The 23,891-nt window shown below is 59.3% G+C and carries 22 protein-coding genes and 2 pseudogenes; 13 read left to right on the top strand and 11 right to left on the bottom strand.

The annotated features are described in order from the left end of the window. Nucleotides 1-116: 116 nt before the first annotated feature. Genes ABIE53_RS12725 through ABIE53_RS12710 form a run of 4 tightly spaced genes read left to right on the top strand, consistent with a single transcriptional unit; the run spans nt 117 to nt 5,136 of the window. On the top strand, nt 117-1,364 hold the full coding sequence (locus ABIE53_RS12725; RefSeq protein WP_244230931.1) for an SfnB family sulfur acquisition oxidoreductase: 1,248 nt from the start codon (nt 117-119) through the stop codon (nt 1,362-1,364). A gap of 4 nt (nt 1,365-1,368) precedes the next feature. Further along, the gene (locus ABIE53_RS12720) at nt 1,369-2,583 is read left to right on the top strand and encodes an SfnB family sulfur acquisition oxidoreductase (RefSeq protein WP_114156200.1); all 1,215 of its coding nucleotides are present in this window, start codon (nt 1,369-1,371) and stop codon (nt 2,581-2,583) included. Nucleotides 2,584-2,628: 45 nt separating this feature from the next. Next, a complete protein-coding gene (locus ABIE53_RS12715) occupies nt 2,629-4,011 on the top strand; it encodes an LLM class flavin-dependent oxidoreductase (protein ID WP_114156199.1) in 1,383 nt (460 codons plus the stop codon). Nucleotides 4,012-4,059: 48 nt separating this feature from the next. Continuing rightward, on the top strand, nt 4,060-5,136 hold the full coding sequence (locus tag ABIE53_RS12710; protein ID WP_029970784.1) for a substrate-binding domain-containing protein: 1,077 nt from the start codon (nt 4,060-4,062) through the stop codon (nt 5,134-5,136). A gap of 164 nt (nt 5,137-5,300) precedes the next feature. Here the strand turns inward: ABIE53_RS12710 and ABIE53_RS12705 are convergent, their stop codons facing one another. The 5 genes and pseudogenes from ABIE53_RS12705 to ABIE53_RS12685 form a co-directional block, all read right to left on the bottom strand. After that, entirely contained in the window at nt 5,301-5,561 is a 261-nt protein-coding gene (locus ABIE53_RS12705) for a hypothetical protein (RefSeq protein WP_006052649.1), read from the bottom strand. Nucleotides 5,562-5,736: 175 nt separating this feature from the next. Next, the gene (locus ABIE53_RS12700; RefSeq protein ID WP_114156198.1) at nt 5,737-7,275 is read right to left on the bottom strand and encodes an efflux transporter outer membrane subunit; all 1,539 of its coding nucleotides are present in this window, start codon (nt 7,273-7,275) and stop codon (nt 5,737-5,739) included. Further along, nucleotides 7,272-8,348: an HlyD family secretion protein gene (locus tag ABIE53_RS12695; protein ID WP_114156197.1), complete on the bottom strand. Its 1,077-nt coding sequence runs from the start codon at nt 8,346-8,348 to the stop codon at nt 7,272-7,274. Before ABIE53_RS12695 ends, ABIE53_RS12700 begins: the two co-directional genes overlap by 4 nt. A gap of 12 nt (nt 8,349-8,360) precedes the next feature. Next, nucleotides 8,361-9,834, bottom strand: a pseudogene (locus ABIE53_RS12690) (MFS transporter). A gap of 355 nt (nt 9,835-10,189) precedes the next feature. Then, nucleotides 10,190-10,876: an antibiotic biosynthesis monooxygenase family protein gene (locus tag ABIE53_RS12685; RefSeq protein WP_114156195.1), complete on the bottom strand. Its 687-nt coding sequence runs from the start codon at nt 10,874-10,876 to the stop codon at nt 10,190-10,192. Between the two features lie 14 nt (nt 10,877-10,890). Between ABIE53_RS12685 and ABIE53_RS12680 the strand changes: the two genes are divergently transcribed. Both ABIE53_RS12680 and ABIE53_RS12675 read left to right on the top strand, forming a co-directional pair. Then, nucleotides 10,891-11,091 (top strand): hypothetical protein, encoded by a 201-nt coding sequence (locus ABIE53_RS12680; RefSeq protein ID WP_153067626.1) that lies wholly within the window; start codon nt 10,891-10,893, stop codon nt 11,089-11,091. Between the two features lie 135 nt (nt 11,092-11,226). Beyond that, the gene (locus ABIE53_RS12675; RefSeq protein WP_044021990.1) at nt 11,227-12,147 is read left to right on the top strand and encodes a LysR family transcriptional regulator; all 921 of its coding nucleotides are present in this window, start codon (nt 11,227-11,229) and stop codon (nt 12,145-12,147) included. Here the strand turns inward: ABIE53_RS12675 and mug are convergent. Continuing rightward, the gene (gene mug / locus ABIE53_RS12670; protein WP_244230930.1) at nt 12,120-12,650 is read right to left on the bottom strand and encodes a G/U mismatch-specific DNA glycosylase; all 531 of its coding nucleotides are present in this window, start codon (nt 12,648-12,650) and stop codon (nt 12,120-12,122) included. The genes ABIE53_RS12675 and mug overlap by 28 nt on opposite strands. Continuing rightward, nucleotides 12,647-13,672, bottom strand: coding sequence for a GlxA family transcriptional regulator (locus tag ABIE53_RS12665; RefSeq protein ID WP_006052655.1), 1,026 nt, complete (start codon nt 13,670-13,672; stop codon nt 12,647-12,649). The genes mug and ABIE53_RS12665 overlap by 4 nt, the downstream gene beginning before the upstream one ends. A 345-nt stretch (nt 13,673-14,017) precedes the next feature. On the opposite strand from ABIE53_RS12665, the gene ABIE53_RS12660 reads away from it, so the two are divergent. The 4 genes and pseudogenes from ABIE53_RS12660 (at nt 14,018) to ABIE53_RS12645 (ending at nt 18,127) form a co-directional block, all read left to right on the top strand. Beyond that, complete coding sequence (locus ABIE53_RS12660; protein ID WP_192698853.1) at nt 14,018-14,683, top strand: AraC family transcriptional regulator; 666 nt, start codon at nt 14,018-14,020, stop codon at nt 14,681-14,683. Nucleotides 14,684-14,881: 198 nt separating this feature from the next. After that, nucleotides 14,882-16,749: pseudogene (gene ilvB, locus ABIE53_RS12655) on the top strand (biosynthetic-type acetolactate synthase large subunit). A gap of 20 nt (nt 16,750-16,769) precedes the next feature. Next, nucleotides 16,770-17,102, top strand: a complete 333-nt coding sequence (locus ABIE53_RS12650) for an ArsR/SmtB family transcription factor (RefSeq protein ID WP_114156716.1) — start codon at nt 16,770-16,772, stop codon at nt 17,100-17,102. Nucleotides 17,103-17,185: 83 nt separating this feature from the next. Next, nucleotides 17,186-18,127 (top strand): aldo/keto reductase, encoded by a 942-nt coding sequence (locus ABIE53_RS12645; protein WP_114156191.1) that lies wholly within the window; start codon nt 17,186-17,188, stop codon nt 18,125-18,127. A 163-nt stretch (nt 18,128-18,290) separates the two neighbouring features. Here ABIE53_RS12645 and ABIE53_RS12640 read toward each other — a convergent pair whose 3' ends face one another. Both ABIE53_RS12640 and ABIE53_RS12635 read right to left on the bottom strand, forming a co-directional pair. Beyond that, the gene (locus ABIE53_RS12640) at nt 18,291-18,746 is read right to left on the bottom strand and encodes a VOC family protein (protein WP_053858299.1); all 456 of its coding nucleotides are present in this window, start codon (nt 18,744-18,746) and stop codon (nt 18,291-18,293) included. Between the two features lie 5 nt (nt 18,747-18,751). Beyond that, complete coding sequence (locus tag ABIE53_RS12635) at nt 18,752-19,708, bottom strand: enoyl-CoA hydratase/isomerase family protein (protein WP_006052661.1); 957 nt, start codon at nt 19,706-19,708, stop codon at nt 18,752-18,754. 383 nt (nt 19,709-20,091) lie between these two features. Between ABIE53_RS12635 and ABIE53_RS12630 the strand changes: the two genes are divergently transcribed. From ABIE53_RS12630 to ABIE53_RS12620, 3 genes are all read left to right on the top strand, one after another. Then, nucleotides 20,092-21,417, top strand: coding sequence for an epoxide hydrolase family protein (locus ABIE53_RS12630; RefSeq protein WP_114156189.1), 1,326 nt, complete (start codon nt 20,092-20,094; stop codon nt 21,415-21,417). 109 nt (nt 21,418-21,526) lie between these two features. After that, nucleotides 21,527-21,886 carry a BON domain-containing protein gene (locus ABIE53_RS12625; RefSeq protein ID WP_114156188.1) on the top strand — a complete coding sequence of 120 codons (360 nt, stop codon included), beginning with the start codon at nt 21,527-21,529 and terminating at the stop codon, nt 21,884-21,886. Nucleotides 21,887-22,204: 318 nt separating this feature from the next. Further along, nucleotides 22,205-22,408: a universal stress protein gene (locus ABIE53_RS12620; protein WP_376915257.1), complete on the top strand. Its 204-nt coding sequence runs from the start codon at nt 22,205-22,207 to the stop codon at nt 22,406-22,408. 23 nt (nt 22,409-22,431) lie between these two features. Here the strand turns inward: ABIE53_RS12620 and ABIE53_RS12615 are convergent, their stop codons facing one another. Both ABIE53_RS12615 and ABIE53_RS12610 read right to left on the bottom strand, forming a co-directional pair. Next, complete coding sequence (locus ABIE53_RS12615; protein ID WP_149029180.1) at nt 22,432-22,845, bottom strand: response regulator; 414 nt, start codon at nt 22,843-22,845, stop codon at nt 22,432-22,434. Nucleotides 22,846-23,001: 156 nt separating this feature from the next. After that, complete coding sequence (locus ABIE53_RS12610; RefSeq protein ID WP_006052666.1) at nt 23,002-23,649, bottom strand: response regulator transcription factor; 648 nt, start codon at nt 23,647-23,649, stop codon at nt 23,002-23,004. Nucleotides 23,650-23,891 lie beyond the last annotated feature (242 nt).

The raw sequence follows: 23,891 nt of genomic DNA, 5'->3' as shown, positions 1-23,891 counted from the left end.
CGGTTGCGGAAAAATTCGTTTGCCATCCGAAGGAATATTCATTTCATAAACGTTCAGTTTGCGCGCGTCGTACCCGCTGATAGATTGTGTAATCAGTCACTCAAGCGGAGATTCGTATGGCCGAGGTACATGAAGCGAACGAAGCGAACGCGTCGCAGGTAAGCGGTGTGCATCAACATGCCGCGCGTGTCATTGCGGATGACGCCGAGGCGATTGCCGTCGCCCATGAACTGGCTGTGCGTCTCGCCAGGGACGCCGCTCAGCGTGATCGCGAACGCCGCTTGCCGCACGAGGAAATTGAATGGTTTTCGCAATCGGGCCTGTGGGCGATCACCGTGCCGAAGGCGTATGGCGGCGCGGGCGTGTCCTTCGTGACGCTGACGGAAGTGATCAAGATCGTTGCAGCAGCAGATCCGTCGCTCGGACAGTTGCCGCAAAACCACTTCGGTCTGGTAGATGTGATTTCGCTGACAGGGACCGAAGAACAGAAGCGCTATTTCTTTGCGCAGATAGTGAGCGGCAAGCGCTTCGGTAACGGCTTTTCGGAAAAGGGCACAAAACACGTACTGGATCTGAAGACGCGCGTGCGGCGTGACGGTGACGAGTACGTGGTCGACGGCACCAAGTTCTACTCGACGGGGGCGTTGTTTGCGCACTTCGTGCCGGTGCTGGGCCTCGATGACGAGCGTAAAGGCTGGCTCGCGTATATACCGAAGGGCACGCCGGGTCTGAATGTGATCGACGACTGGTCGGGCTTTGGGCAACGCACGACGGCGAGCGGTACGGTCGTGCTCGAGGGCGTGCGCGTGCCTGCGTCGCATGTGTTCCCTGCGCATCGCGTGTCCGATTTCCCCACCTTGAACGGACCCGTTTCGCAGATCATTCAGGCGGCGATCGACGCAGGTATCGCACAGGCCGCGGTGAACGACACGCTGACGTTCGTGCGCACGCGCTCGCGGCCGTGGATCGATAGCAATGTCGAGCGCGCCGGCGACGATCCGCTGACCGTGCGCGAAATCGGCCACCTGCATATTCAGTTGCACGCCGCCGAGGCGCTGCTGGAACGCGCCGCACGGACACTCGACGCGATCGCCGCCAAGGGCGACACCAGCGAGGACGATGTGGCGCTAGCTTCCGTCGCAGTCGGCGAGGCCAAAGTCCTGACCACGGAAATCGCACTACTGGCGAGCGAAAAGCTGTTCGAGCTCGCAGGCACGCAGTCCACCTTGAGCGAACACAATCTGGATCGCCACTGGCGCAATGCGCGCACGCATACCTTGCATGATCCGGTGCGCTGGAAATATCACCTTGTCGGCAACTACTATCTGAACGGCGTCAAACCGGCCCGGCATGCGTGGAACTGATGCTATGAATGCCTTGACAGAACCGGCGGCGCGTAGCGAAGCAAGGCGGATTGCCAACGACGAAGAAGCGCTGCACGTCGCGCGCCAGTTAGCGCGGGACTTCGCCCGCGAAGCGTCGCAGCGTGACCGTGAGCGCCGCTTGCCGCATGCGGAAATCGAAGCCTACTCGTCGAGCGGTCTTTGGGGCATTGCTGTGCCACGCGAATTTGGTGGACCCCAGGTGTCGTTTGCGACGCTGGCCGAGGTAACCGCAATCATCTCCGAAGCCGATCCTGCAATAGGCCAGATTCCGCAAAATCACTTCTATATGCTGGACGTGTTGCGGGTTAACGGCACGCGCGAACAGCAGGCGTTTTATTTCGAACGGGCGCTTGCGGGCGAACGATTTGGCAATGCGCTGTCTGAGCGCGGCACCCGAACCGTCGCTGATTACCGCACCACGTTGACACCGGACGGCAACGGCTTTCGCATCAACGGGACGAAGTTCTATTCGACGGGTGCGCTGTTTGCGCAGTGGATTCCCATTGTCGCGAAGGCTTCCGACAATACGCTGCATGTGGCATTTGCGAGCGCGCAGACGCCAGGCTTGTCCGTGGTGGATGACTGGTCGGGCTTTGGCCAGCGGACCACGGGTAGCGGCACGACCACGCTCGATAACGTTTATGTGGAAGCCGCCGCGGTCGTGCCGTATAGCGCGGCGTTCAATGCGAAGCCCACGACGGTGGGCCCGGTCGGTCAATTGATTCACGCCGCAGTGGATCTTGGCATTGCGCGTGCCGCGTTCGCCGATGCACGGCGCTTCGTTCGCGAGCGGTCGCGTCCGTGGATCGACAGCGGCGTGGAACGCGCAAGCGACGATCCGCTGACGATCGAATTGTTCGGCAAGCTCGCGTTGCAACTCAATGCCGCGGACGCGCTGGTTGAGCGCGCAGGACGCAAGGTGGACCTCGCGGCTCAGGAGTCGAATGAGCAGACCGTTGCTGCCGCATCGATTGCGGTGGCGCAGGCGCGTGCTGCCACAACGGAAATAGCGTTGCAGGCCTCGACGCGTCTAATCGAACTGGCGGGCACGCAGTCCACGTTGAGCGAGCACAACCTCGACCGCCACTGGCGCAATGCCCGCACGCATACGCTGCATGATCCGGTGCGCTGGAAATACATCGCCGTCGGCAACTACTTTCTGAACGACGTGCTGCCACCGCGTCACGGCGCCATTTAGGGCGCTCGCCGCTTCCTTTTTGCATCAACCTAACTGGATCCGATTATGGCCAGACAGATCCGTCTAAACGCGTTCGACATGAATTGCGTTGGGCATCAGTCGCCGGGCTTGTGGGCGCATCCGCGTGACACATCGTGGCGATACAAGCACCTCGATTACTGGACCGATCTTGCGAAGCTGCTCGAGCGCGGCAAGTTCGATGGCCTGTTCATCGCGGATGTGCTCGGCATTTACGATGTCTTCAAGGGCAACGGCGAAGCGGCGATCCGCCAGGCGGCGCAGGTGCCCGTCAACGATCCGGTCCTGCTCGTTTCGGCGATGGCGAATGTCACCCAGCATCTCGGCTTTGGCGTGACGTGCTCGCTTTCGTACGAGCACCCGTATCCGTTTGCGCGGCGCATGTCGACGCTCGATCATCTGACCAACGGGCGCGTGGGCTGGAACATCGTGACGTCGTATCTGGATAGCGCGGCGCGCAATGTCGGTTTGCCGAGCCAGGCGAACCACGACGAACGCTATGCGCTCGCCGAAGAATATCTGGACGTTTGCTACAAGTTATGGGAGTCGTCATGGGAAGACGACGCCGTTGTGCGCGATGGCGAACGACAGGTCTTTACCGAGCCGTCGAAGGTGCATCCCATCGAGCATCACGGCAAGTACTTCGACGTGCCGGGCATCCACCTTTGCGAGCCTTCTGTGCAGCGTACGCCGGTGCTGTACCAGGCGGGCGCATCGAAGCGAGGGAAGGACTTCGCCGCGCAGCACGCCGAGTGCATTTTCATCGCGGCGCCGTCGCGCACCATTCTCAAGCAGTTCGTCGCGGATATTCGCGCTCGCGTGAAGTCATTCGGCCGCGATCCGCATGACGTGCTGATTTTCAATCTGCATACGGTGATTACCGGAAAGACCTCCGCCGAGGCCCATGCAAAACATGCGGATTATCGGCGCTATGCAAGCGACGAGGGAGCGCTCGCGTTGATGTCGGGCTGGACAGGCATCGACCTGTCGAAGTACGAACTGGACGAGCCGCTGCGTCACGTCGAGAGCAACGCGGTGCAATCCGCGGTGGAGGCTCTATCGAGCGCCGATCCCACGCGCGTATGGACCGTGCGCGAGATTGCGAAGTGGGGCGGCATTGGCGGACTTGGACCGTTGTCGGTGGGTGATCCGCAGGAGATTGCCGACGAGTTGCAGTCGTGGGTCGAAGAGACCGACGTCGACGGTTTCAATCTCGCCTATGCACTGACGCACGAAACGTTTAGCGATTTCGTCGATCTCGTCGTGCCGGAATTGCAGCGCCGCGGCGTGTACAAGACCGAGTATTCGAACGGTTCGCTCCGCGAAAAATTGCATGGCAAGGGGGCGCGTCTTGCGGAACCGCATCCTGGCGCGCGCTATCGGGCTCGACATACGGCGCACGCCGAATGAGTTTGCATTCACCCATCACTACGTTAACCGGTTTGCAGGAGACCTCCGATGAAATCGATTTTTAGTCACACGTTGCGCGCGCGACGCATGGCTGTTGCATTGACGTTGTTCTCCGCGGCGGCGATGCTGGGCGTTGGTCAGCCGACGCACGCCGCGCCGCTCAAGGGCGCACCTGCACCGTTCGACAAGGGCGGCGTGAAGATTGCGTTGGTCAACTATCTTTCGGAGGGCGATTTCTTCCAGGCCTATGAGGCCGGCGCGCAGAAGCAGGCCAAGGCGCTTGGGATCGACCTGCGCATTTACGAGGGGCGGCAGGATGCTGCCGAACAACGCGAGCAGATTCAGCAGGCGATCAGCCTTGGCGTGTCGGCGATCATCGTGAATCATGGCTTGCCGGAATCGCTTAAGGACGTGGTGCAGCGAGCGTTGGATAAAGGCATCAAGGTGGTTGCATTTGACGTCGACCTGAACAACCCGAAGGTGCCGCAGATCGAGCAGAGCGATCATGACCTTGCGACGCTGCTGTTGAATCAGGCGGTCAAGGATAACGGCGACGCGTTCTCCGCCGGCTATGTCTATGTGGCGGGCTTTGCGCCGCTGGACCGGCGCGATGCCGTGTGGCGCGAGTTCAAGAGTGCGCATCCACAGGTGCAGGAGAAGGCGCGCTTTGGGACGGTGAACAATCCGATTGCGCAATCGGTCGCGAACCAGGCCGCGGCGGCGTACCGTGCGCATCCTGACATTCGTGTGGTCTTTGCGCCTTACGATGAATTTGCACGCGGCGCGAAGCTGGCAGCGGATGAAGCGAAACTAGGATCAAAGGTTCGCATTTACAGTGCCGATATCTCGACTGCGGATATAGAGGCGATTCGCGCGCCTAATAGTGCGTGGGTAGCGACCGCTGCGACTAATCCCGCGGTGGTTGGCGCTGTTTCTGTGCGGGCCGCGGCTTTGGCAGTGGCGGGTGAGGGGCTTGCGCATCATATCGTGGTCAAGCCTACGCTTATTACGCGTGACGATCTCGTGAAGAACGACATCAAGACTGTCACGGAGCTGGGGGCCAGGTTTCCGGCGTTCAGGTCTAGCGATGCGGCGAGTGCTGCCTGGATTCCTGTGGCGGAATGAAGGTAACGCTATTTTCTTTGTCTTGATGAGGGGCGCCAGTGCAGAAGCTTGCCGGGGCCCGCTATGACAGCCGGGCGGCCCTCATACAGACTTCGATCCGTTGCTGAGCCGAGGAACTGCCTGTCGTTCATCGGCGGCACGCGTCCCAGCCCGGCCCGGCCCGGCTAACTGCCCTGATAGATGTCGCAAGACAAGCCCACGACACAAGCGCCGCCATTCCTCGCGCGTCCGCTTGCGGTCGATCCGCTGTACTGCGGTCCGCGGGAGTCGTTGCCGCTCATGGAGCCGGAAGACTGCGCCATCGGCGGCTGAGACAGCGTTGAGTTCGCCCCCTGACTGGTATTGCCGGCCGGCTGCGAAAATGCAACGCCCGATCCGGCAAAGAGCGCCGTTGCGACGAGTACTGAAGCAAGAGAGACTTTCATTTTCCACCTCGATTAAAAGAACGGTTCTGATTAGTCGATCACGATGACCAATAGAATCGCGCAGATTGAACTGCTGATTTCAAGTGCCCCATTGGTTCCCCGTTAGTGCCACATCAGTGCCGCAATTCGCTATTGCGTGTCGATTGTTAGAAGGAGAGCATTGGCATGCAGGAAGTTACTGCCTGGCATCCTGCTGCGCATACGTCGACTCCCAACCGCCGCCGAGTGCCTTGCATAACGTGATGAGATTCGTCGCCGCGTTCGCCGTGCTGCGCTCCAGATTGCTTTGCGCGTCGAGCAGCTGCTTCTGCACATTGAGCACGTCGAGAAAGTCGACCGCTCCCGCTTTATATCGTTGCCGCGCAATCGAAAGCGCACTCTGATTCAGACGTACGACCTGTTGCAGGCGCTCGTTGCGCCGCTGTTCGGCGTCGTAGAGAACCAGCGCATCGTCGACTTCGCGCCACGCGGCCAGCACCGTGCGCTTGTAGACGATTGCGGCTTCCTGCTGTTGCGCCTCGCGCAAATGAAGTGTTCCTTTCAGGCGGCCGCCTTCGAAGATGGGAAGCGTGATCGACGGTCCGATAACAAACTGTCCCGATGCCCAGTCCGCGAGATTCGAAAGCTGAAGGCTCTGAAATCCCGCGCTGCCGTTCAGCGATATGCGTGGATAGAAATCGGCTTTCGCCATTCCAATCGCAGCGGTGGCGGCGTGCAACTGCGCCTCGGCTCTTCTGATGTCGGGCCGCCGTTGCACGACTTCCGATGCGAAGCCGATAGGCACATTGTTCGGAAGCTTCGGAACAGCGCCTCGCGCGCTCAAGGTTTGCTGTAGTTCGCCAGGCTGCATTCCGAGCAATAAGCCAATTGAGTTGATGGTCGTCTCGCAGTTGGCTTCAAGAGTCGGAATCAGGCTTTCAATCGACGCCGCCTGGGCGGCCGCATTCGCGACGTCCAGATTCGTCGTGACGCCTTCACGCACGCGCGTTTCCGTGAGCTTCGTGGCATCGCGTGCTATTTCAAGGTTCTGCTGGGCTATTTCAAGCAGAGCCTGAGTGTCGCGCAACTGCACATAGTCGCGAGCCAATTCGGCCCGCGCGGACAGGAGCACAAAGTTGCGGTCCTCATATGATGCGTTACTCACCGCCGTCGCGGCTTCGACACCGCGTCGTACGCGTCCCCAGAAATCGAGTTCCCACGATGCATCGAAGCCGAACTGATAGAGGTCATAAGCGGGCGAGCCTTTGTCGCCTGGCAATGGGGCCACGCCGGTAGGCGACGCGCCCGAGGCCGATTGGCTTTGGCTTCCTGTCGGCGTCACGCCGAGCAAAGACAGAATGCCGTTTATGCTGCCTCGCTCGCGGTTATACGATGCGGCGGCGCTCACGGTCGGGTACTCGTCGGCGCCGACAATACGTTGCTGCGCACGGCTTTGGCGCAAGCGGGCCGACGCGGCTGCCACGTCGAGATTCGCATCGGTGAGGCGTTGCTCCAGCGAGTCCAGCGTGGGATCGTTGAGCAGCTTCCACCAGTCCGAATCAAAGCCGGCTTCGATCGCGCGGCTTGGTGCCTGTGCGGATTGCGTGCGACTGAATACATCGGGCACAGCGGTCTGCGGGCGTTCGAAATTGGGGCCCACCATACATGCACTGAGCAACATGCCAAGCAGCGTCGCGAGCACCGGTGTACGGATTGAACACAGATTCGCGTTCATTTTGGGTCCGCTCCGCTGATCGACACTTCGGCGGGCTTGCCGACATCGACTTCCGTTTCGACAGAGAGGCCCACGCTCAATGCAGATGCAGCCTGTTGCCCCGGGTCGATGCTGATCTTGACAGGCACACGCTGAACGACCTTCGTGAAGTTACCCGTAGCATTCTCCGGCGCAATGGGCGCGAAGCTCACGCCGGTAGCAGGCGCAAGACTGTCGACGTGGCCTCGGATCACGACGCCTGGAAAGCTGTCCACCTTAATACGCACGCGTGCGCCGGGCCGCATTCTCGCGAGCTGGTTTTCCTGGAAGTTAGCCACGACGTATGCGTCCGATAGCGGAACGATGGCGACAAGCGGGGCGCCCGGCGTAACAAATGCGCCCACACGCGCGGAACGTCTGCCGATCTTGCCGTCGACCGGTGCGCGAATCTCCGTATACGACAGGTTGAGCTTTGCCTGCTGGAGCGTGGCTTCGCTATGCGCTAACGCGCCGGCCGCCTTGTCGCGCTGTGCACGCAAAACGTCGAGGTTCTGCTCGGTCGCGACAAGCACTGCCTGATTGCGCGATTGCTGCGCCAGTTGCTCGGCTAATGCGCTGGAAGAACGCTGCTGCTCTTGCGTCGTTCCGGCGCCGGCTTCCGAAAGATTGCTGTAACGCGCGGCGTTTGCTCGCGCAAACTGGATCTCCGCTTCGTCGGAGCGAAGCGTGGCTCGCGCCTGCGCGACGAGCGCGGGGTGACGCGCGATTTCGGCGTCATAGTTAACGACCGATGCTTTCGCCGCAGCGACGTCCGCTTCGGCGCTCATCAGCGCGGCGCGAAAATCGCGGTCGTCGATGCGTGCGATCAGTTGCCCCGTCTTCACCTGCTGATTGTCCGCGACAGGTACTTCGGAAAGCTGGCCGGGGATACGCGCTGCGAGTAGCGTGAAATCGGCCGTGACATAGGCGTCGTTGGTCGACTCGCTATTGGGCGTCGCGAGCAGCCATAGGCAGGCGACACCAATGGCGCAAGCTACTGACACATACGCTATGAGGCGAAGCGTTTTGTTGGAAGGGCGGGTGAGAACGGACATATCTATTGTCGTTTAGCGTGAAGATGGCGGCGTGGTGCTCCAGGGCGGATAAATGCGCGTGGGTAACACCGGAACAAGAAAAAGCAGGGCGACGGCAATGCACGCCATCACGCGATACAGATCAGCGGATGTCAGCACGATTGCCTGCTCGTGAATGCGCTGCGCGAGTGCGCCGAAACCGTGATTTGCATCGACGCTTTGAGTCGTGATCAACGCGTTATTGCCAAGCCGGTCCACGAGCATGCTCGAGTGAAAGTGCTGGCGCGCAGTACCGAGCCCTTCAATGAGACCGGTGGCCGCCACGCCGGCGAAAACTTTTAGCGTGTTGAACATCGCGGAAGCAAGCGGGCCTTCTGTTGGCGGCAAGCCTCCGGTTACGCCCATCAGGATCGAGAGGATCACCATTGGTTGCGCGGCAATCTGCAACGACTGCAGCCAATAAAAGTTGTCGCGAATCCACTCGGAAGTCATGTAGCTTCCCAGGAAGCATGTGGTAGCCATGAGTGAAAGTCCGATCGCGATGACCCATCTGCGATCCACGCGCTGCATGTTCAGCAGCGCGGCAGTCAGAGGCAGCGCAATCAATAGCGGAATCGCGACCAGCAGCGCGAGCGGTGCGGTTTGCAGCGGCCTGTATCCGTGTACTTTCGCAAGGTATTGCGCGGGAATGACGGCTACGCCGGTCAGCAGGATCACCGCGCCCGCGAGTGTAATCAGGCCGTGTGTGAAGTTTCTGCGGCGTAGTAGTTGAAGGCCGAAGAACGGCGAGGGATGAAACCACTCGTTGATGAGAAACGCGGCCAGCAACAGCGTTCCTCCACCGAGCATGACGCGAATGAAGCCGGAATTCAGCCAGTCGAGGCGGTCGCCTTGCAATAAACCAATCACGAGCATGGCGATAGCGGGAAAGCCGGTGACGAAGCCGGTCCAGTTGAACGACTTGAAGCGTTCTGTCTTCGAGGATTCGTCGGGCAGTCCTTGCTGTATCGCTACGCAGCTAATCAGGCCGAGCGGTACGATTTGCCAGAATGCCATTCGCCAGTCGACGTACTCGGTCCACAGAGCCGCGAGCGGCGTTGCCAGCGATGGTCCAAAGGTTGCGGTCAGCGCGTAGCCGGCAAGGCCGTATAACTTGATCTTCGGCGGAAGGTAGCGCAGCGCCGCGATGATCAACATGGGAGGCAGGCAGCCGCCGGCTATTCCCTGCAGCACACGCAGCGCATAAAGCGCCGGGAGGTTCGGTGCAAACGGGCAAAGAACACCGATAAGCATCGCGGCTATTACGGCGCCCAGCGTGAAACCGCTTCAGCGTGAGCGTTATCGCGAACCAGGGCGCGAAGACCATCGTGGCGACATTCGCGGCCTCGAAGAGGGCGGTCAGCCAGCTTCCGTCATCGTGTCCGATTGAAAGCGCACCGCGAATGTCGGTCATCGCCACTGCGGTGACCTGCTCGTTAAGTATTGCCAACAAAGACGCGAGAAGCATCCCGACGAGACCCGTCGCAAGACGAGGCGACAACTCCGCTGCCGCGGACTTAGGAGGAAGCGGGCTCTCTGTCTCGCGGACGACACTCGGTGACGACGCATCTGCTACGTCCGATGTTGCCGTTCCCGCGTTCCATGGCGTAGCGATGGTCATATGAGTGCGCGAATCGAGTAAGGTTGAATAAGGCTATGAATCGGACGTTGATTCATTCTAGGAGATCGCCTTGCTCTTCGAAGACAACAGAGCTGGCGCAGTTGGCCATTTCGTTCGCAAATCAGGCCACGGCTCGGCCTGGCACAATGACAATGTGCGTCCATCGCAATAGTCTTTTGTTTCCCGGACGCTGCTTTACTGTCTATGCGGAAGGTTGCACGTCCGCAAAGTACTGAGGCGCTTCGCGACGATCGAACATGCCGTACTCGCGCACCACGCGGATATGCCGCAGACGCACGTCTTCCGGCAATGCAGCCTTGCGTTCGAAAGATTCGGCGGCGGCGTGATCGCGCCAGGTCAGCACAGTGATCACATCGCCGGGCGCCATTAGCGCGTCGAATATGTCCCACGCCACGAGGCCCGCTGCCGCTGTCGCTGTTGTTGCATCAAATCCGAGCGACCTTGCCACGGCTTCTGCGCCGGCCTCTTTGGCCCACTCGGGCGCGCGCTGCGCATCGAGCAGTGTCACCGCAGTACCCGCGCCCGCCTCGGTGACATCGAGCCGTTGCTCGAGCAGAACTTCTCCTTCGGGCACGCGTGTATCGGCCACAGTCTGGCCGATGCGCAGCCGATAGTCGGCAAACACACGATCGCGCGCCGCCTGTTGTATCTGATGATGCTTCGTCGTGGTGCGCCAGCGAACCAGCGACTTCTCGTCGCGCCAGCTCGATAGGGAAAGAAGCCATCCCTCGCGCGTCAGGCTGGCGTAGCGGGCGTTGTCGATAAAGCCGACGATCTTCTCGAGTTCCGGGCGCAGCATCTTTGCCATGCCGAGGTAAAGGTCGAACTGTTCAGGTAGCGGATTGACTTCGAGCATTGCAGAAAACATAACGGACTCTTCCTTTGCTTGGCGATACGATAAGTGGCGAGTTGATTGTCCGCGACGCGTGGGAATTGCAGAAGCCGGAATGGCTCGCGTATCGGGCCAATAACGTGGAGAAATTTGCCAGCGCCGCGAAAAGCTTCATCACCGTTTTCATGCGGCGAACAAGTGTTTTTCCTGCCGCGCAACAGAGTGCCTTTGATTCGCGACGAGCATCATGAAAACTCGCTTTGCAGTCACCCGGAAGAGTAAGAAGCGGGCCAATTTGAGTCGAATTCAGGCCAATGCGGGATTCGGGCTATTACGGCGCCTACAATCGCGGTGTAGACGTGAGCGTTACCGCATGGGAAGTCGGAATGGACAAATTGCGCGAGATGGAAGTCTTTGTTGCCATCGTGGATCGTGGGAGCTTCACGAGCGCGTCGGAGAAACTCGGCATGTCGACGCCCGCGGTTTCTCGCGCGCTCAATTCACTCGAAGCCCGTCTCGGCACGCAACTGCTCGCGCGAACCACGCGGACAATACGGCCGACCGACGCAGGTCTCGGCTATCTCGACGCTTGCCGCAAAGTGCTGGACGCGATCACCGAGGCCGACGCCAATGTCGCCGCCGATCATCTGAATCCCGTTGGCACACTGACTGTTTCCGCGCCGGTGATGTTTGGTCAGCGCTTTATCGCGCCGCTCATCAATGCGTTTGCGCTGCGCTATCCGGAAGTCACCGTCAACGCCATCTATGTCGACCGCACCACGCGGCTACTGGAAGAAGGCGTGGATATCGCCGTTCGCATCGGCCATCTTGGAGATTCGTCGATATTCGCTATTCCGTTGGGGTTTGTGCGGCGTCGGACCTACGCCGCGCCTGCGTATCTCGCGGCGCATGGCGAGCCGCGTCATCCAAAAGATCTCGCCGATCATCAATGTGTGTCGTTCACGGGCGTCTCTCATCCGCTCGAGTGGGTGTTCGATGGCAACGGTACGAGAATGCCGGTTCGAATCCAGCCGCGAATGATCGTCGACCTGACTGCGGCTGCCGTTCTGGCGGCACTCGATTGCGTGGGATTGACGCAATTGTTGTCCTATCAGGCAGCTCAAGAGGTACAGGACGGCAAACTCAAGCCTATTCTGACGGCATTCGAGCCGGAGCCCACACCAGTGAGTCTCTTGCATATCGAACGGCGAGGCGCGAGCGGGAAGGTCCGCGCTTTTGTCGACTTCGTGACGGAGAGCCTGCGCAGCAATCCGCATCTTCAATCCGAAGACGCAACGGCGACGTAAAGTTCGCGGTAAGCACGCACGAGTAATTCGAGGCTATAGGCACGATTCAGGCCACTCGGATTTGGCAGCACCCACGCACGCGCACCACCGAAAGGTTCTTGCTGAAGTCCCCATTGAAGCTCGCGTTTGCCGGACATAGCGGATAGCGCCATCTTCCCGAGAAAGGCAATGTAGCGTGGCGCATAGCGTTTGATCTTTTGCTCGAACGCAGCCGCGCCTGCTTCGATTTCCGCTCGCGATAGCTGGTCGGCGCGTGCGGTTGGGCGCGATACTGCTGTAGTGAGACCGCATCCATACTGAAGGAAGCTGCGGTCGTCTTCAGGCCGAATCTGTTGCGGAGAAAAACCCGCGAGATGAACGGCACGCCAGAACCGGTTGTTTCTGCCCTCGAAATGATGGCCGGTCGTTGCCGCACGCACGCCAGGATTGATACCGCAAAAGACCAGCGACAAACCCGGCTCGAGAACATCCGGAAGAGAAGGGGCCAACTCTTCAGGAATCACAACTGCGGCGAAAGCTGAGATGCGGCGTGCTGATCGGCGCCGCTATAGGTCCGCGGCGGTGCGCTTACTGTGCCGCGAAATCTTTGGCGGTATTGTTTCGGCGTAACGTTCAGTCTTCGGGTGAACGTGGTCCGCATTTGCGTGGCGCTGTGAAAGCCGCATTGAAACGCGACGGTTTTCAACGGAGCGTCCGAGTCTTCAAGCAGTTTCCTCGCAGTGTCCACGCGAACCTGCTCGACGAACGCCGACGGTGTGACCTTTGCATACTTGGCGAAGAGCCGCGAGAAGGTGCGCCGGCTTACCGAAACAGCGCCTGCCAGTTGTTCGATCGACAATGCGTCGGTGATATGTTCGGTGACATAGCGGTGCACCTTGCCGATGATCGGGTTTTCCTCCTTGCCTGCACCAATGTAGGGGCTGTACTGCGACTGGCCGCCTTCTCGCTGGATATAGACAACCAGACGTTTGGCAACGCGTACCGCCATCTCGTGTCCCCAGTCTTCCGCCACTAACGACAAACACAGGTCGATGCCCGCCGTCACACCGGCAGAGGTGAAAAGACGACCGTCACGAATGAAGATCCTGTCGGGCTGTACTCGAGCAAGAGGGAAGTTGTCCGCGAGGCGCCTTGCATCGGCCCAATGGGTCGTTACCTGCTTGCCGTCGATCAAGCCAGCATGTCCAAGCACGAATGCACCGTTGCAAACGGAGCCGAAGCGCGCCGCTCCGCGTGCCTGGTTTTGCAGCCAGGTCAGCAATTCGTTCGGTGGATTGCAGTCAGGCAACCGGGGCCCGCCTGCCACCAGTACGAGGTCGAACTGAGTGACGGAGTCCGCATAGCCATAAGGAACGGCAAGCTGCATGCCGTTTGAACACGTGACCGTGCCGGCTTTGCTACCGACGAGCGACACTTCATATCGCTGATGCTCGGGAAGGTTTGCATTCGCTTCAGCGAATACATCGAGTGGGCCTGCTACATCCAGTGCTTGCGCACCTTCGAATATGACAATGGCGACTTTCATGCCGTGACCTTCATCGAGTAAGAGCACGCTCGCCTTGACGGTGCAGACCGTGTTTTCGTGGGAATTCCATGCATTGCGATAAGCCGCGGCAACGAGCGAGCGCCTAGCTTACCCCAATGATGGCGCGGCCCGCCCGTCACAAGTGGTAAATGACTTTTTCGCTGGCGTAAAGAGAGAAGCGCCTCGCCTGCGCGTGGGAACGCCTCTTTTTGCAAGGTGGCGCAAATCCCGCATCGAATGGCCTGACATCGCGCGATCTACGCAGTCGCACATGGGCCGCATTGATTAGACTTCGTTTGAAGAATCGTTCGTTCTGGGTTGGGTGCACTGGCGGAGAAATGGCGCATGCGTGTCGCAATGATGCTGTATGCAGGCTTTCAACTGCTCGAGGTGAGCGGGCCGATGGATGTATTCGAGGAAGCAAACCGCGTATGCGGTGAACGGTTCTATGTACAGCATGTCATTGGCCCGACACTCGGGCCGGTCATGTGCTCGAACGGGACCGCGGTACGGACGACCGAATCGCTGCGCGATTCACGGACATCGTTTGATATCGTCATCGTGCCCGGCTCTCCGGCGGTTGGCTCGGCGCGTGAGCATCGGGAACTGGTGAACTGGCTCGGCGGCGTGGATCGTACTGCGACAAAGATCGCGTGCATATCCAACGGTGCGTTTCTGCTGGCGCGTGCCGGTCTCGCCGATCATCGCTCATTGACTATTCGCGAGTGCGACGCACATCGTCTCGCGAGGGACTTTCCATTGGTGCACGTCGTGCCAGATGCGGGTTGGCTGAAAGACGGCAATCTCTATTCTTCTGACGGCGTGAGCGCCGGTGTTGGCCTCGCGCTGGCTCTGGTCGAAGAAGATCTGGGCGTGGATGTGGCGCATTACATTGCGGAGACATTGCTGGCTCACACGTTCGACGAAGACCGCGTCAAAGACCGCGTGGCCCGAAAGCGAACTCTTTTGGCCTGTGACGCAAATGCATCCCCGCGCAGCAGGTCCCGATAGTTGGCAGAATCAATTCATCCTCGCAATTCTTCCAGATGCACACCAAGGAAGTGCTAAATGGACTGCACCGGTATGGAGATCCCGCCGCAGTAATGGTCCATGAACTGGCGCCGAACATACGCTGTTCTCGAATTGAACGGGATATTCCCCAATCGCGGCCGCTGATGCCCTCAGCGCCGGTTTCCATACGAGTCAGCCGTGACCCAGAATCCACAAATAGCTTCGCAAGTTTGTCCAGACCCGACACATGAAGGCGAACTGATGTCGGGCGCCGACATCATTCTGCGTGTACTCGCGGAACAGGGCGTCGACACACTATTCGGCTATAGCGGCGGCGCGATCCTGCCGACTTACGACGCGGTGTTTCGATTCAATGAAGCGTGCGCGTCGCATCCCGAGCGCCAAATCAGATTCATCGTGCCGGCCAATGAACAGGCGGCCGGCTTCATGGCCGCCGGCTACGCGCGCGAGCGAGCGGAAAAGTGGGCGTATTCATGGTCACGTCCGGACCTGGCGCGACGAACGCCGTGACACCCATTGCGGACTGCAATGGCGATTCGATTCCTGTTGTACTGATATGCGGGCAAGTGCCGCGCGCCGCGATCGGCAGCGATGCTTTTCAGGAAGCGCCGGTCTTCAACATCATGTCGGCCTGCTCCAAACAGGTGTTCCTGGTGACCGACGCAACGAAACTCGAGCAGACCCTGCGAAGCGCATTCGAGATTGCACGCACCGGACGTCCCGGTCCCGTTGTCGTCGACGTGCCAAAGGACATTCAGAACTGGATGGGCGTTTATCAGGGCAAAGGCACGTTGCAGTTTCGCGGCTATTCCGATCGCCTGCGCATGGTCGCGAAAGGCAGCGATCTCGGCGAGGACAAACGCGCGCGTTTCTTCGATCTTCTGCGGCAGAGCGAACGTCCGCTGTTATACGTCGGCGGCGGTGTCATCGCAGCGGGCGCAGCAGCCGAGCTGCGCGCGTTCTCGGAGCGTTACAGGATCCCGGTAGTGACGACGCTAATGGGTCTCGGCGCCATACCGGCAAAACACGAATTGTCGCTTGGCATGCTCGGCATGCACGGCGCCGCGTGCGCGAATTATGCAGTCGAAGATTGCGACTTTCTGATTGCCGTGGGTTCCCGATTCGACGATCGCGTCGCCGGTGGCCGCCCGGATGCATTTGCCGCCGGCGCACGTTACGTCGCGCATATCGACATCGACGAGGCTGAGATCAACAAAGTGAAGCGTACGCACTGGAGCCACGTGGGCGATGCGAAGCACGCGTTGCGTTCGTTGATGGAGCACGGTGCAGGTGTGCAATCGCCTGCCGGATGGCTCGAACGAGTGGTGGAACTCAAGCAGCGCCACGGCATGAACTACGACAGGCGCAGTCCGCTGATTCAGCCGCAATTCGTCGTCGAGAAACTCAGCGAAATTACTCAGGGGAGAGCCATTATCAGTACGGGCGTCGGCCAGCATCAAATGTGGACGGCGCAATTCTTCGAGTTCATCGAGCCTCGCAGCTTTCTGACGTCAGGCAGCATGGGAACCATGGGCTTCGGATTGCCCGCGGCTATTGGCGCACAACTGGCGCGGCCGGATGCGCTGGTAATCGACATCGACGGTGACGGCAGTATCCGGATGAATGCGGGCGAACTGGAAACAGCGAGCACGTATGGCGTCCCCGTCAAGGTGCTGCTGCTCAACAATCGCGGTGACGGGATGATCAGGCAGTGGCAGCGTCTCTTTTACGAGGGCCGGACGTTTGTCAGCGACAAGTCGCTTCATCAGAAGGACTTTGTGATGGCGGCGCGCGCCGACGGATTCAAATTTGCCTGCCGCGTCGAAGCGATAAGCGAACTCGAGGACAAACTGAAGTCATTCGTGAAGTTCGAAGGACCCGCCTTTCTCGAAGTGATGATCGATGAGAACGCCGACGTGTTCCCGATGGTGGGGCCAGGCCAAAGCTACTCGGAGATGATCACGGGGCCTTTCATCCCTTCGCGTCGCACGCCAGAAGCTGGAGATCAGGGCGCAGTGCGTTTGAACGCTGCGGACATGTTCTGACCATGCCTTCTTCTATCGCCATGATCGATATCGACCGGATTTATAAAGCCCTTGCGAATCCCTTTCGGCGGGACATTCTCGAATGGTTGAAGACGCCTGCCAAAGTATTCGAGCAGGGCCATTTCGATTTCAGTCATGGCGTACCGCCGAATCTGATTCATGCGCAAAGCGGTCTATCGCAGTCGACCGTCTCGGCCCACATCGCAACACTCGTCGCGGCCCGGCTTCTTGTTGCGACGCGGGCAGGGCAGTGGACTTTCCTGTCGCGCAATGAAGAAGTGATCCTCGCGTTTGCCACGCAGGTGAGTGACAACTTGTCAGCATCGCGCCCGCGTAGAGCTTCGTCGAAATAGTCGGGCATGCCGCGCAAATCATCCTATGCTGAAAGTCCGGCAGCCGCCGGAAGACATTTGCACAAACTCCTGGAGGTGTCGTCATGAATGAGCCTTCCGATTTCCAGCTCAAAAGAATAGCGCTCAGTCACGGCGGCGGCCATATGCCCGCAGTCGGATTTGGCACGTTGATTGCCGATGCAGCCGTCACGACAAGCGCCACGACCGCTGCGCTAAAAGTTGGATATCGGCACCTTGATTGTGCCGAGCGATACCGCAATGAGCGCGAGGTGGGCACGGCTTTACAGGCCGCGCTGTCGGCACGAGAGCTTTCGCGAGAAGACATCTTCGTCACGACGAAACTGTGGAATTCCAATCACCGGCCCGAGCGCGTCGAACCTGCGTTCAATGCGAGTCTGGACAGACTCGGGCTCGATTATCTGGACCTTTACCTGATTCATACGCCGTTCGCGTTTCAACCTGGCGACGAGCAGGACCCGCGAGACGAGCATGGAGCCATTCTCTATGATCGCCGTGTGACTTTACTCGACACGTGGCGGGCCTTGGAAGATCTCGTCGACCGTAAAAGATGCCGCGCGATCGGCCTTTCCGACATTGGTCTGAATGAGCTCGAGCCGCTGTATGAAGCTGCGCGAATCAAGCCGGCGGTCGTTCAGGTCGAGGCTCATCCTTATCTTCCGGAAAGAGAACTTCTGGAGTTCTGCCAAAAGAACGACATCGTCTTTCTGGCGTTTGCGCCATTGGGGCATGGCATAAGGCCCGGACCACTCGAAGATCCGGTTGTCTTGCGGATTGCCGAGCGAGTTGGAAAGACGCCTGCGCAAGTGCTGATCGCATGGGCAGTGCAGCGCGGCACCGCTGTATTGACGACACCCAAGACTGACGCGCGTGCGCGTGAAAACTTCGACATTGCGCCGCTGCCCGATGACGCTTTCGACGCGATCAATGACATTCAGACAAGGCAGCGCTTCAATGAAGTCGTGAAGACCGGCAATCCTGGGTTTATTCCGCGATCGCAGCTTTGATGCGTTGGCCGGGGTCATGGGTTCCGCTTTCCCCGGATACGAGTCCATCCGAACGTATTACATGAACACACGAGCGCACGATGCGCCACACCGTATCGGACGATGGCACCGCGCGGTGTTCGCGGCTACCGCCCTCGAGCGCGAGCTCGTCGCAATTCGTTTCTTAAACGCGCGGGTCGAAATCGAATTCGAGCCTGATGCCGCCGGGTTCATAAACCATCGCATGCCGCTTTGGTCCTTGACCGAGGTCTTCAGGCGCGAATTCGGCCACCACGCCTGCCCATTCCGAAACGCGCGCAAATATCTCGTTTAATGCTTCTTCACTACCCACCTTCAATGCGAGATGGTGCAGGCCGACGTTGGTCTTGCGGTCGAACTCGACGCGCCGGTCCGCGTCGAGTACTTGCCAAAGCGTCAGCGTGACGTGTCCATCGGACACGAACGCCGCAGGGTAGCTCGGGCGCTCGCCAACGAGAGTCCAGCCGAGGCATTCGGTGAAGAACTCCACCGTGAGCTTGAGGTCTCGAACCGTCAGACCGATATGGTCTATTCCGCGGGTTAGGGGTTTGCCTTCCACTGTGACTTCTCCGTTATTAATGAACCGGTCGCATTGCGCCATTATGCCTACTTGCCACCCCGACTTACTTCGCCCGTATATCGATCCAGATGAATCTCCACGTCGGGCTTTTTCTGCAGCCCGAGTTCCATCAGCTTCCCGATATCGTGCTGTGCCTGCGGACGCTGCACAGAAGTAATGAAGGCGTCCCATTGTGGGCCGAGTTCGCTATCGGGCGGGAGAGTGGCAATGTTGACGAAATGCTTGATTTCCCCAATGGTTTGCTTGTCGAACGAGGCGATGCGCCGGGCCAGTGTGTCGACAAACTTATCCAGCTCGGCATCTGGCAGCGAGCGGTTGACATAGCCATATCGCTCCGCAAGTTCGCCGTTGATGTCGCTGCCGCTCAGCAGGATTTCAAGCGCACGGCCCCGTCCCATCAGGCGGGGAAGACGCGACATCGGTCCGCCACCCGGATCGAACCCGGCGCCCACCTCGAATTGCGAAAGCACGGCTTTTTCGCGGCTGGCAAAGCGCATGTCGGATGCAAGCGACAACTCACTGCCAACGCCGGTAGCCCGGCCCCGGATCGATACGATCGACACGACAGAAGAGCGGCTCAGGCGACTCAACATATCGGGCAATGGCGGCATACCGGTGGGTCCGGGCGGCATGCTCGTAGTCGCTTCGAGCGGGGGCACGAAATCATAGTGAGTCAGGAAAAAACCAGGTACGGCGCTGTCGAACACCACGACCTTTAGTTCGGGATCGTTTTCTATCTGCGTGATGACGCTGTTCAACTGAGGTATGGATTCGGGGCCGAAGATATTGAACGGCGGATGATCGATCGTGACACGCCAGTATTGCGGCGTTACGCGTTTGATGCCGAACTCCGGCTTTGCGCCCGCTTCCAGTTGCACCGCCTGCTTCGCGGCAGCGCCGCTTTGATTCTCTTGTGCGATCGCGCTGCTATTGAAAAACAGTGGGCTTGCGATCAATGCCACCACAAATTGAGTCGGGTTCATGTTTGCTTCCTTTTGGTCCTGAGAAGATTCGCGGGACAAAAAGCGTGCGGCGCATCCGGTCCACCCAGGTAGTCTAGTCGCGGCCTTGTGCAAGACCAATGAGCGTGACGCCATCGCTCGATCAATAGTCTTGATACCGTATTGAGCGACGCGAAAAAACGGCTGGCGTATCCGGCTGCGTTGCCGTCGCATGACATCTCACACGGTGCTTTACGCGCATCGTATGTATCGCTGCGGCCACGCTGATTGCAGCGGAAAAGATCTATTCGCGGCCGACACAACTGTTGTTCTAACCCGGCCGTTTACCCGCAAGGTTTGTTTACCCACAATCGCTACCACCACTGCGACGTGCGGCGTCGCACTTATTGCCAACAGGAGTCTGTATGGCCGACGATATCTTTCCCGAGACCGCATCGCGCCGTCGCTTTATCGGCGTGGCGGCGTCGGCCGCTGTTGCTGGTTCACTAAGCCGACTGGCGTTCGCAGAACCGAATCGATCGATCATTGACGCATCGCCATCGGGCAGTGCCGACAAATCGGCTATTCGGCCACTCCGTGTGCACGCGCCGGAATCAAAAGTTATCGATCTAAAGAGGCGGATAAAGGCGACCCGCTGGCCTGAGCGCGAAACCGCGAAGGATGCGTCTCAAGGCGTGCAACTCGCAACCATGCAAAAGCTCGCCCGTTGCTGGGTGACGGACTACAACTGGCGCGACGTCGAGGCGAGACTGAACTCGCTGCCGCAATTCGTCACCGAGATTGACGGCGTCGACATTCACTTCATCCACGTTCGCTCGAAGGACGCCAATGCGTTACCGGTCATCATCACGCACGGGTGGCCTGGCTCGATCATCGAGCAATTGAAGATTATTGGCCCGCTGACGAACCCAACGGCGTACGGCGGCACTGCGTCCGATGCATTCGATGTCGTGATTCCGTCGCTCCCTGGCTACGGCTTCTCGGGGAAGCCGACCGAGGAGGGCTGGGACCCCGTTCGCATCGCACGCGCATGGGTCGTACTGATGCAGCGGCTCGGCTACACGCGGTACGTCGCGCAAGGCGGCGATTGGGGCAATGCGGTGACGGAGCAAATGGCTTTGCTGACACCGCCGGAACTGCTCGGCATTCACACCAACATGCCGGCGACGGTGCCCGACGACATCGCGCAGGCACTCAAGTTCGGAGAACCGGCGCCCGCGTCTCTGTCAGCCGACGAGAAGCACGCGTTCGATCAGCTCGACTATTTCTACAAGCACGGCCTCGGCTACGCATTGGAAATGGCGAACCGTCCGCAGACGCTGTATGGCATCGAAGATTCGCCGCTCGGCCTCGCCGCGTGGATGATCGACCACGACGCCGCCAGCCAGGCACTGATCGCGCGAGTATTTGACGGTCAGTCCGAAGGGATCACACGCAACGACGTGCTCGATAACGTGACGCTCTATTGGTTCACGGGCACGGCAATTTCATCGGCGCGCCTGTATGAGGAAAACAAGCTGAACTTCTTTGCGCCGAAGCACGTTGCTATTCCGGTTGCCGTGAGCGTCTTTCCCGATGAGATCTACGCTGCGCCGCAAAGCTGGACAGCGAAAGCATATCCACAGTTGATCCACTACAACCGCCTTCCGAAAGGCGGCCACTTTGCGGCGTGGGAACAACCGCAAGTTTTCTCGGAAGAGCTGCGCGTGAGCTTTCGGTCTCTGCGTTGACCGCACAGATACGGCGGGTAGAAGCGCAATGCGGGTGACGTCATGTAATCAGGATTGCCCGCGACTGACTATCGATCGTCCATGATTTGCTTACCGGCAGGAGCCTGACATGCAAACCCGAGTACTGATCTTCACCATGACGGCCGTGGCCGCTTTTACGATGGCTTTGCCTGGCGGCATACCGAGTACTTCGGCTGCGGATTCGTCGTCCGTCAGCACGGACGCTCCGAGCAAGAAGCAGCTTCGAGCCGACAATCGCGCTTTGAGTCATGCCGTGCGCAAGTCGCTCACGAAAGTGAAAGGGCTGGACTCCTCGCACATTAACGTGCTGGCGCACGGCGGCGTCATCACGCTTGCGGGAACTGCGCCCGATGAGGCGCAAATCCAGTCGGCCGGAACAGCAGCGGAAAACGTAGGAGGCGTTCATCGCGTGGACAGCCGGCTCACGGTCTACGAGCCCGGAAATTGACTTCGTGTGGCGACGGAGCCCGCGTGTGAATCTGATCTTCGATGGGTAGGCTCACCATGTTCAATATCCTTCTGGTGCCGCTGGACGGCACGCTTCAAAGTGCGAATGTCATCGACCTGGTGCGGCGCGTCGCGTCGCCGGGTCGCGCGACCGTACATCTTCTCTGCGTTATCGATCCTTCTTATGCACTGCCTCCCGGTAGCGAAAGCGGTATCGCGCCCGACGGGCTGACCTATCCGCCCGCAAGCGCGCAGACATCGTTTTGCGCGATCCGTCCTCGCCACAGCAGCCGGGCAGCTTGCCGGCCACAATCTGATCGTGGAGCAGCACCTTCGCGCGGGAAATCCGCCGGCCGATGTGATCATCGAACAAGCCGGGCTGCTGGCCGCCGAGGTCATCGTGATGGGGCACCACCATCTGTCACGGCTGCGCCGCTGGGCTAATCCGTCGATCAGCGGAGAAGTGATCGACCGGTCGCCTTGTCCCGTACTGATCGAAACACGGGACAAAGGGCTGACGTGATGATGGCGGCGATAAAAGCAAGGTTACGTCTGTAGTATTTCACCAATCAGCGCGAGTAGCCGCACGCCGTCCACTGGCTTCGAGAAGAAACCGGCGGCTCGGCTCGCTTGCGCTTTTTCGAATAGCTGTTGCGTCGCGTAAGCCGTAATAAAAATGACGGGGCTTGGACGTTGCCATAGTTTGATCGACTCAAGAAGCGCAAAGCCGTCCATGCCGGGCATGTGAATATCGGCGATAACCAGATTCGGTTGCGATCGCGACGCATCGACCAGAAGATGGTTGGCGGACTCGTAAACAATAGCGTGCCAGTTCGCCGAACGAAGCAGATTGGATATCGCCATCCGGATGGATTCGTCGTCGTCCACCACTGCAATAGTTGCAGGAGAGCGCTTTGATTTCATCAGGAATCCACAGAGCACGGACACGGATTCGAACAAGCTGATTCTTCTTGCAACTTACAGGCCAATGGGCGAAGCAGCAATAAGACGTTCGAATGATCCGGATGACAGTGTGTATTAGCCTGAGCGCATTCGTCGTGATTGAGGAAGAGGTAAGGGCAGTGCGATAGGCCCGGCCGGTTTGTCGAGCCGCTCCTAGTGCAGAGGCGCCACTTGCTGTAGCTTCCTCACGACGTCAGGCACTGAGCGTGCATTCAACTTGTGCATCGCTTGCGCGCGATGGATCTTGACTGTCACTTCGCTCAGAGAAAGCTGGCCCGCGATCTGCTTGTTCAGCAGTCCATCGGCGACCAGTTTGATGACTTGCCGCTCGCGCGCCGTCAGGGATTCGTACGTTTGACGGATGCCCGCCACGATCTTCGCCTGACGCTTCAATTCTCCATCCCGCTTCAGCGCGGCGGCGATCGTATCGATCAGGTCCTGATCCTTGAACGGCTTTGTCATGAAGTCAAAAGCCCCTGCCTTCATCGCCTTCACGGACATTTCGATGTCGCCGTGCCCGGTCAGAAAAATAACCGGAAACGGGACGCTCTCCCGGAATGGATGCTGTTGCAGCGTGAGGCCGCTCGTGCCTCGCAGCCGAACGTCGAGAATGAGGCAACTGGGCACGTCGGGCATTTCCGCGGCCAGAAAGTCGTCCGCCGATTCGAACGCCAGTACCTTGATGCCGACGGAAGTGAGCAGAGAAGTCAGTGCGCCCCGAATGGATTCATCGTCGTCGACCACATAAACAAGCGAGTCCGACAATGATTCCCTTGCGCCCATCGCATTGTCATGTTTCATCGCTTGCTCATCCAGAACTGGTTGCATTAAGCCGACGCGGATACGTTCGTATAGTAAGCAACCGTCCCGCTTATCGCCAGGTTTTTGTAGAGGGTTTTGCATCTTGCCACTCGAGCCGGGCGCTGAAGACGAAGTACTCGTTCTGCGCAACCGCACAGGCCGGCAACGCCATACGTAGGTATTGATTGAACAATCGAACGGCGGTCGCCCGACATGCGTTGTACGTATGGTGTGCCGCCGCG

It is taken from the genome of Paraburkholderia sp. OAS925 (genome assembly GCF_040543975.1).
In the GTDB taxonomy this organism is placed as follows: Bacteria; Pseudomonadota; Gammaproteobacteria; order Burkholderiales; family Burkholderiaceae; genus Paraburkholderia; species Paraburkholderia graminis.
This window is presented reverse-complemented; position numbering and strand designations above follow the sequence as displayed.

Excerpts from the sequence above, each read along its gene's own strand:
- ABIE53_RS12725 (WP_244230931.1), top strand. The coding sequence starts at position 117 with ATGGCCGAGGTACATGAAGCGAACGAAGCGAACGCGTCGCAGGTAAGC.
- ABIE53_RS12720 (WP_114156200.1), top strand. The coding sequence starts at position 1,369 with ATGAATGCCTTGACAGAACCGGCGGCGCGTAGCGAAGCAAGGCGGATT.
- ABIE53_RS12715 (WP_114156199.1), top strand. The coding sequence starts at position 2,629 with ATGGCCAGACAGATCCGTCTAAACGCGTTCGACATGAATTGCGTTGGG.
- ABIE53_RS12710 (WP_029970784.1), top strand. The coding sequence starts at position 4,060 with ATGAAATCGATTTTTAGTCACACGTTGCGCGCGCGACGCATGGCTGTT.
- ABIE53_RS12705 (WP_006052649.1), bottom strand. The coding sequence starts at position 5,561 with ATGAAAGTCTCTCTTGCTTCAGTACTCGTCGCAACGGCGCTCTTTGCC.
- ABIE53_RS12700 (WP_114156198.1), bottom strand. The coding sequence starts at position 7,275 with ATGAACGCGAATCTGTGTTCAATCCGTACACCGGTGCTCGCGACGCTG.
- ABIE53_RS12695 (WP_114156197.1), bottom strand. The coding sequence starts at position 8,348 with ATGTCCGTTCTCACCCGCCCTTCCAACAAAACGCTTCGCCTCATAGCG.
- ABIE53_RS12685 (WP_114156195.1), bottom strand. The coding sequence starts at position 10,876 with ATGTTTTCTGCAATGCTCGAAGTCAATCCGCTACCTGAACAGTTCGAC.
- ABIE53_RS12675 (WP_044021990.1), top strand. The coding sequence starts at position 11,227 with ATGGACAAATTGCGCGAGATGGAAGTCTTTGTTGCCATCGTGGATCGT.
- ABIE53_RS12665 (WP_006052655.1), bottom strand. The coding sequence starts at position 13,672 with ATGAAAGTCGCCATTGTCATATTCGAAGGTGCGCAAGCACTGGATGTA.
- ABIE53_RS12660 (WP_192698853.1), top strand. The coding sequence starts at position 14,018 with ATGCGTGTCGCAATGATGCTGTATGCAGGCTTTCAACTGCTCGAGGTG.
- ABIE53_RS12650 (WP_114156716.1), top strand. The coding sequence starts at position 16,770 with ATGATCGATATCGACCGGATTTATAAAGCCCTTGCGAATCCCTTTCGG.
- ABIE53_RS12645 (WP_114156191.1), top strand. The coding sequence starts at position 17,186 with ATGAATGAGCCTTCCGATTTCCAGCTCAAAAGAATAGCGCTCAGTCAC.
- ABIE53_RS12640 (WP_053858299.1), bottom strand. The coding sequence starts at position 18,746 with ATGGCGCAATGCGACCGGTTCATTAATAACGGAGAAGTCACAGTGGAA.
- ABIE53_RS12635 (WP_006052661.1), bottom strand. The coding sequence starts at position 19,708 with ATGAACCCGACTCAATTTGTGGTGGCATTGATCGCAAGCCCACTGTTT.
- ABIE53_RS12630 (WP_114156189.1), top strand. The coding sequence starts at position 20,092 with ATGGCCGACGATATCTTTCCCGAGACCGCATCGCGCCGTCGCTTTATC.
- ABIE53_RS12625 (WP_114156188.1), top strand. The coding sequence starts at position 21,527 with ATGCAAACCCGAGTACTGATCTTCACCATGACGGCCGTGGCCGCTTTT.
- ABIE53_RS12610 (WP_006052666.1), bottom strand. The coding sequence starts at position 23,649 with ATGAAACATGACAATGCGATGGGCGCAAGGGAATCATTGTCGGACTCG.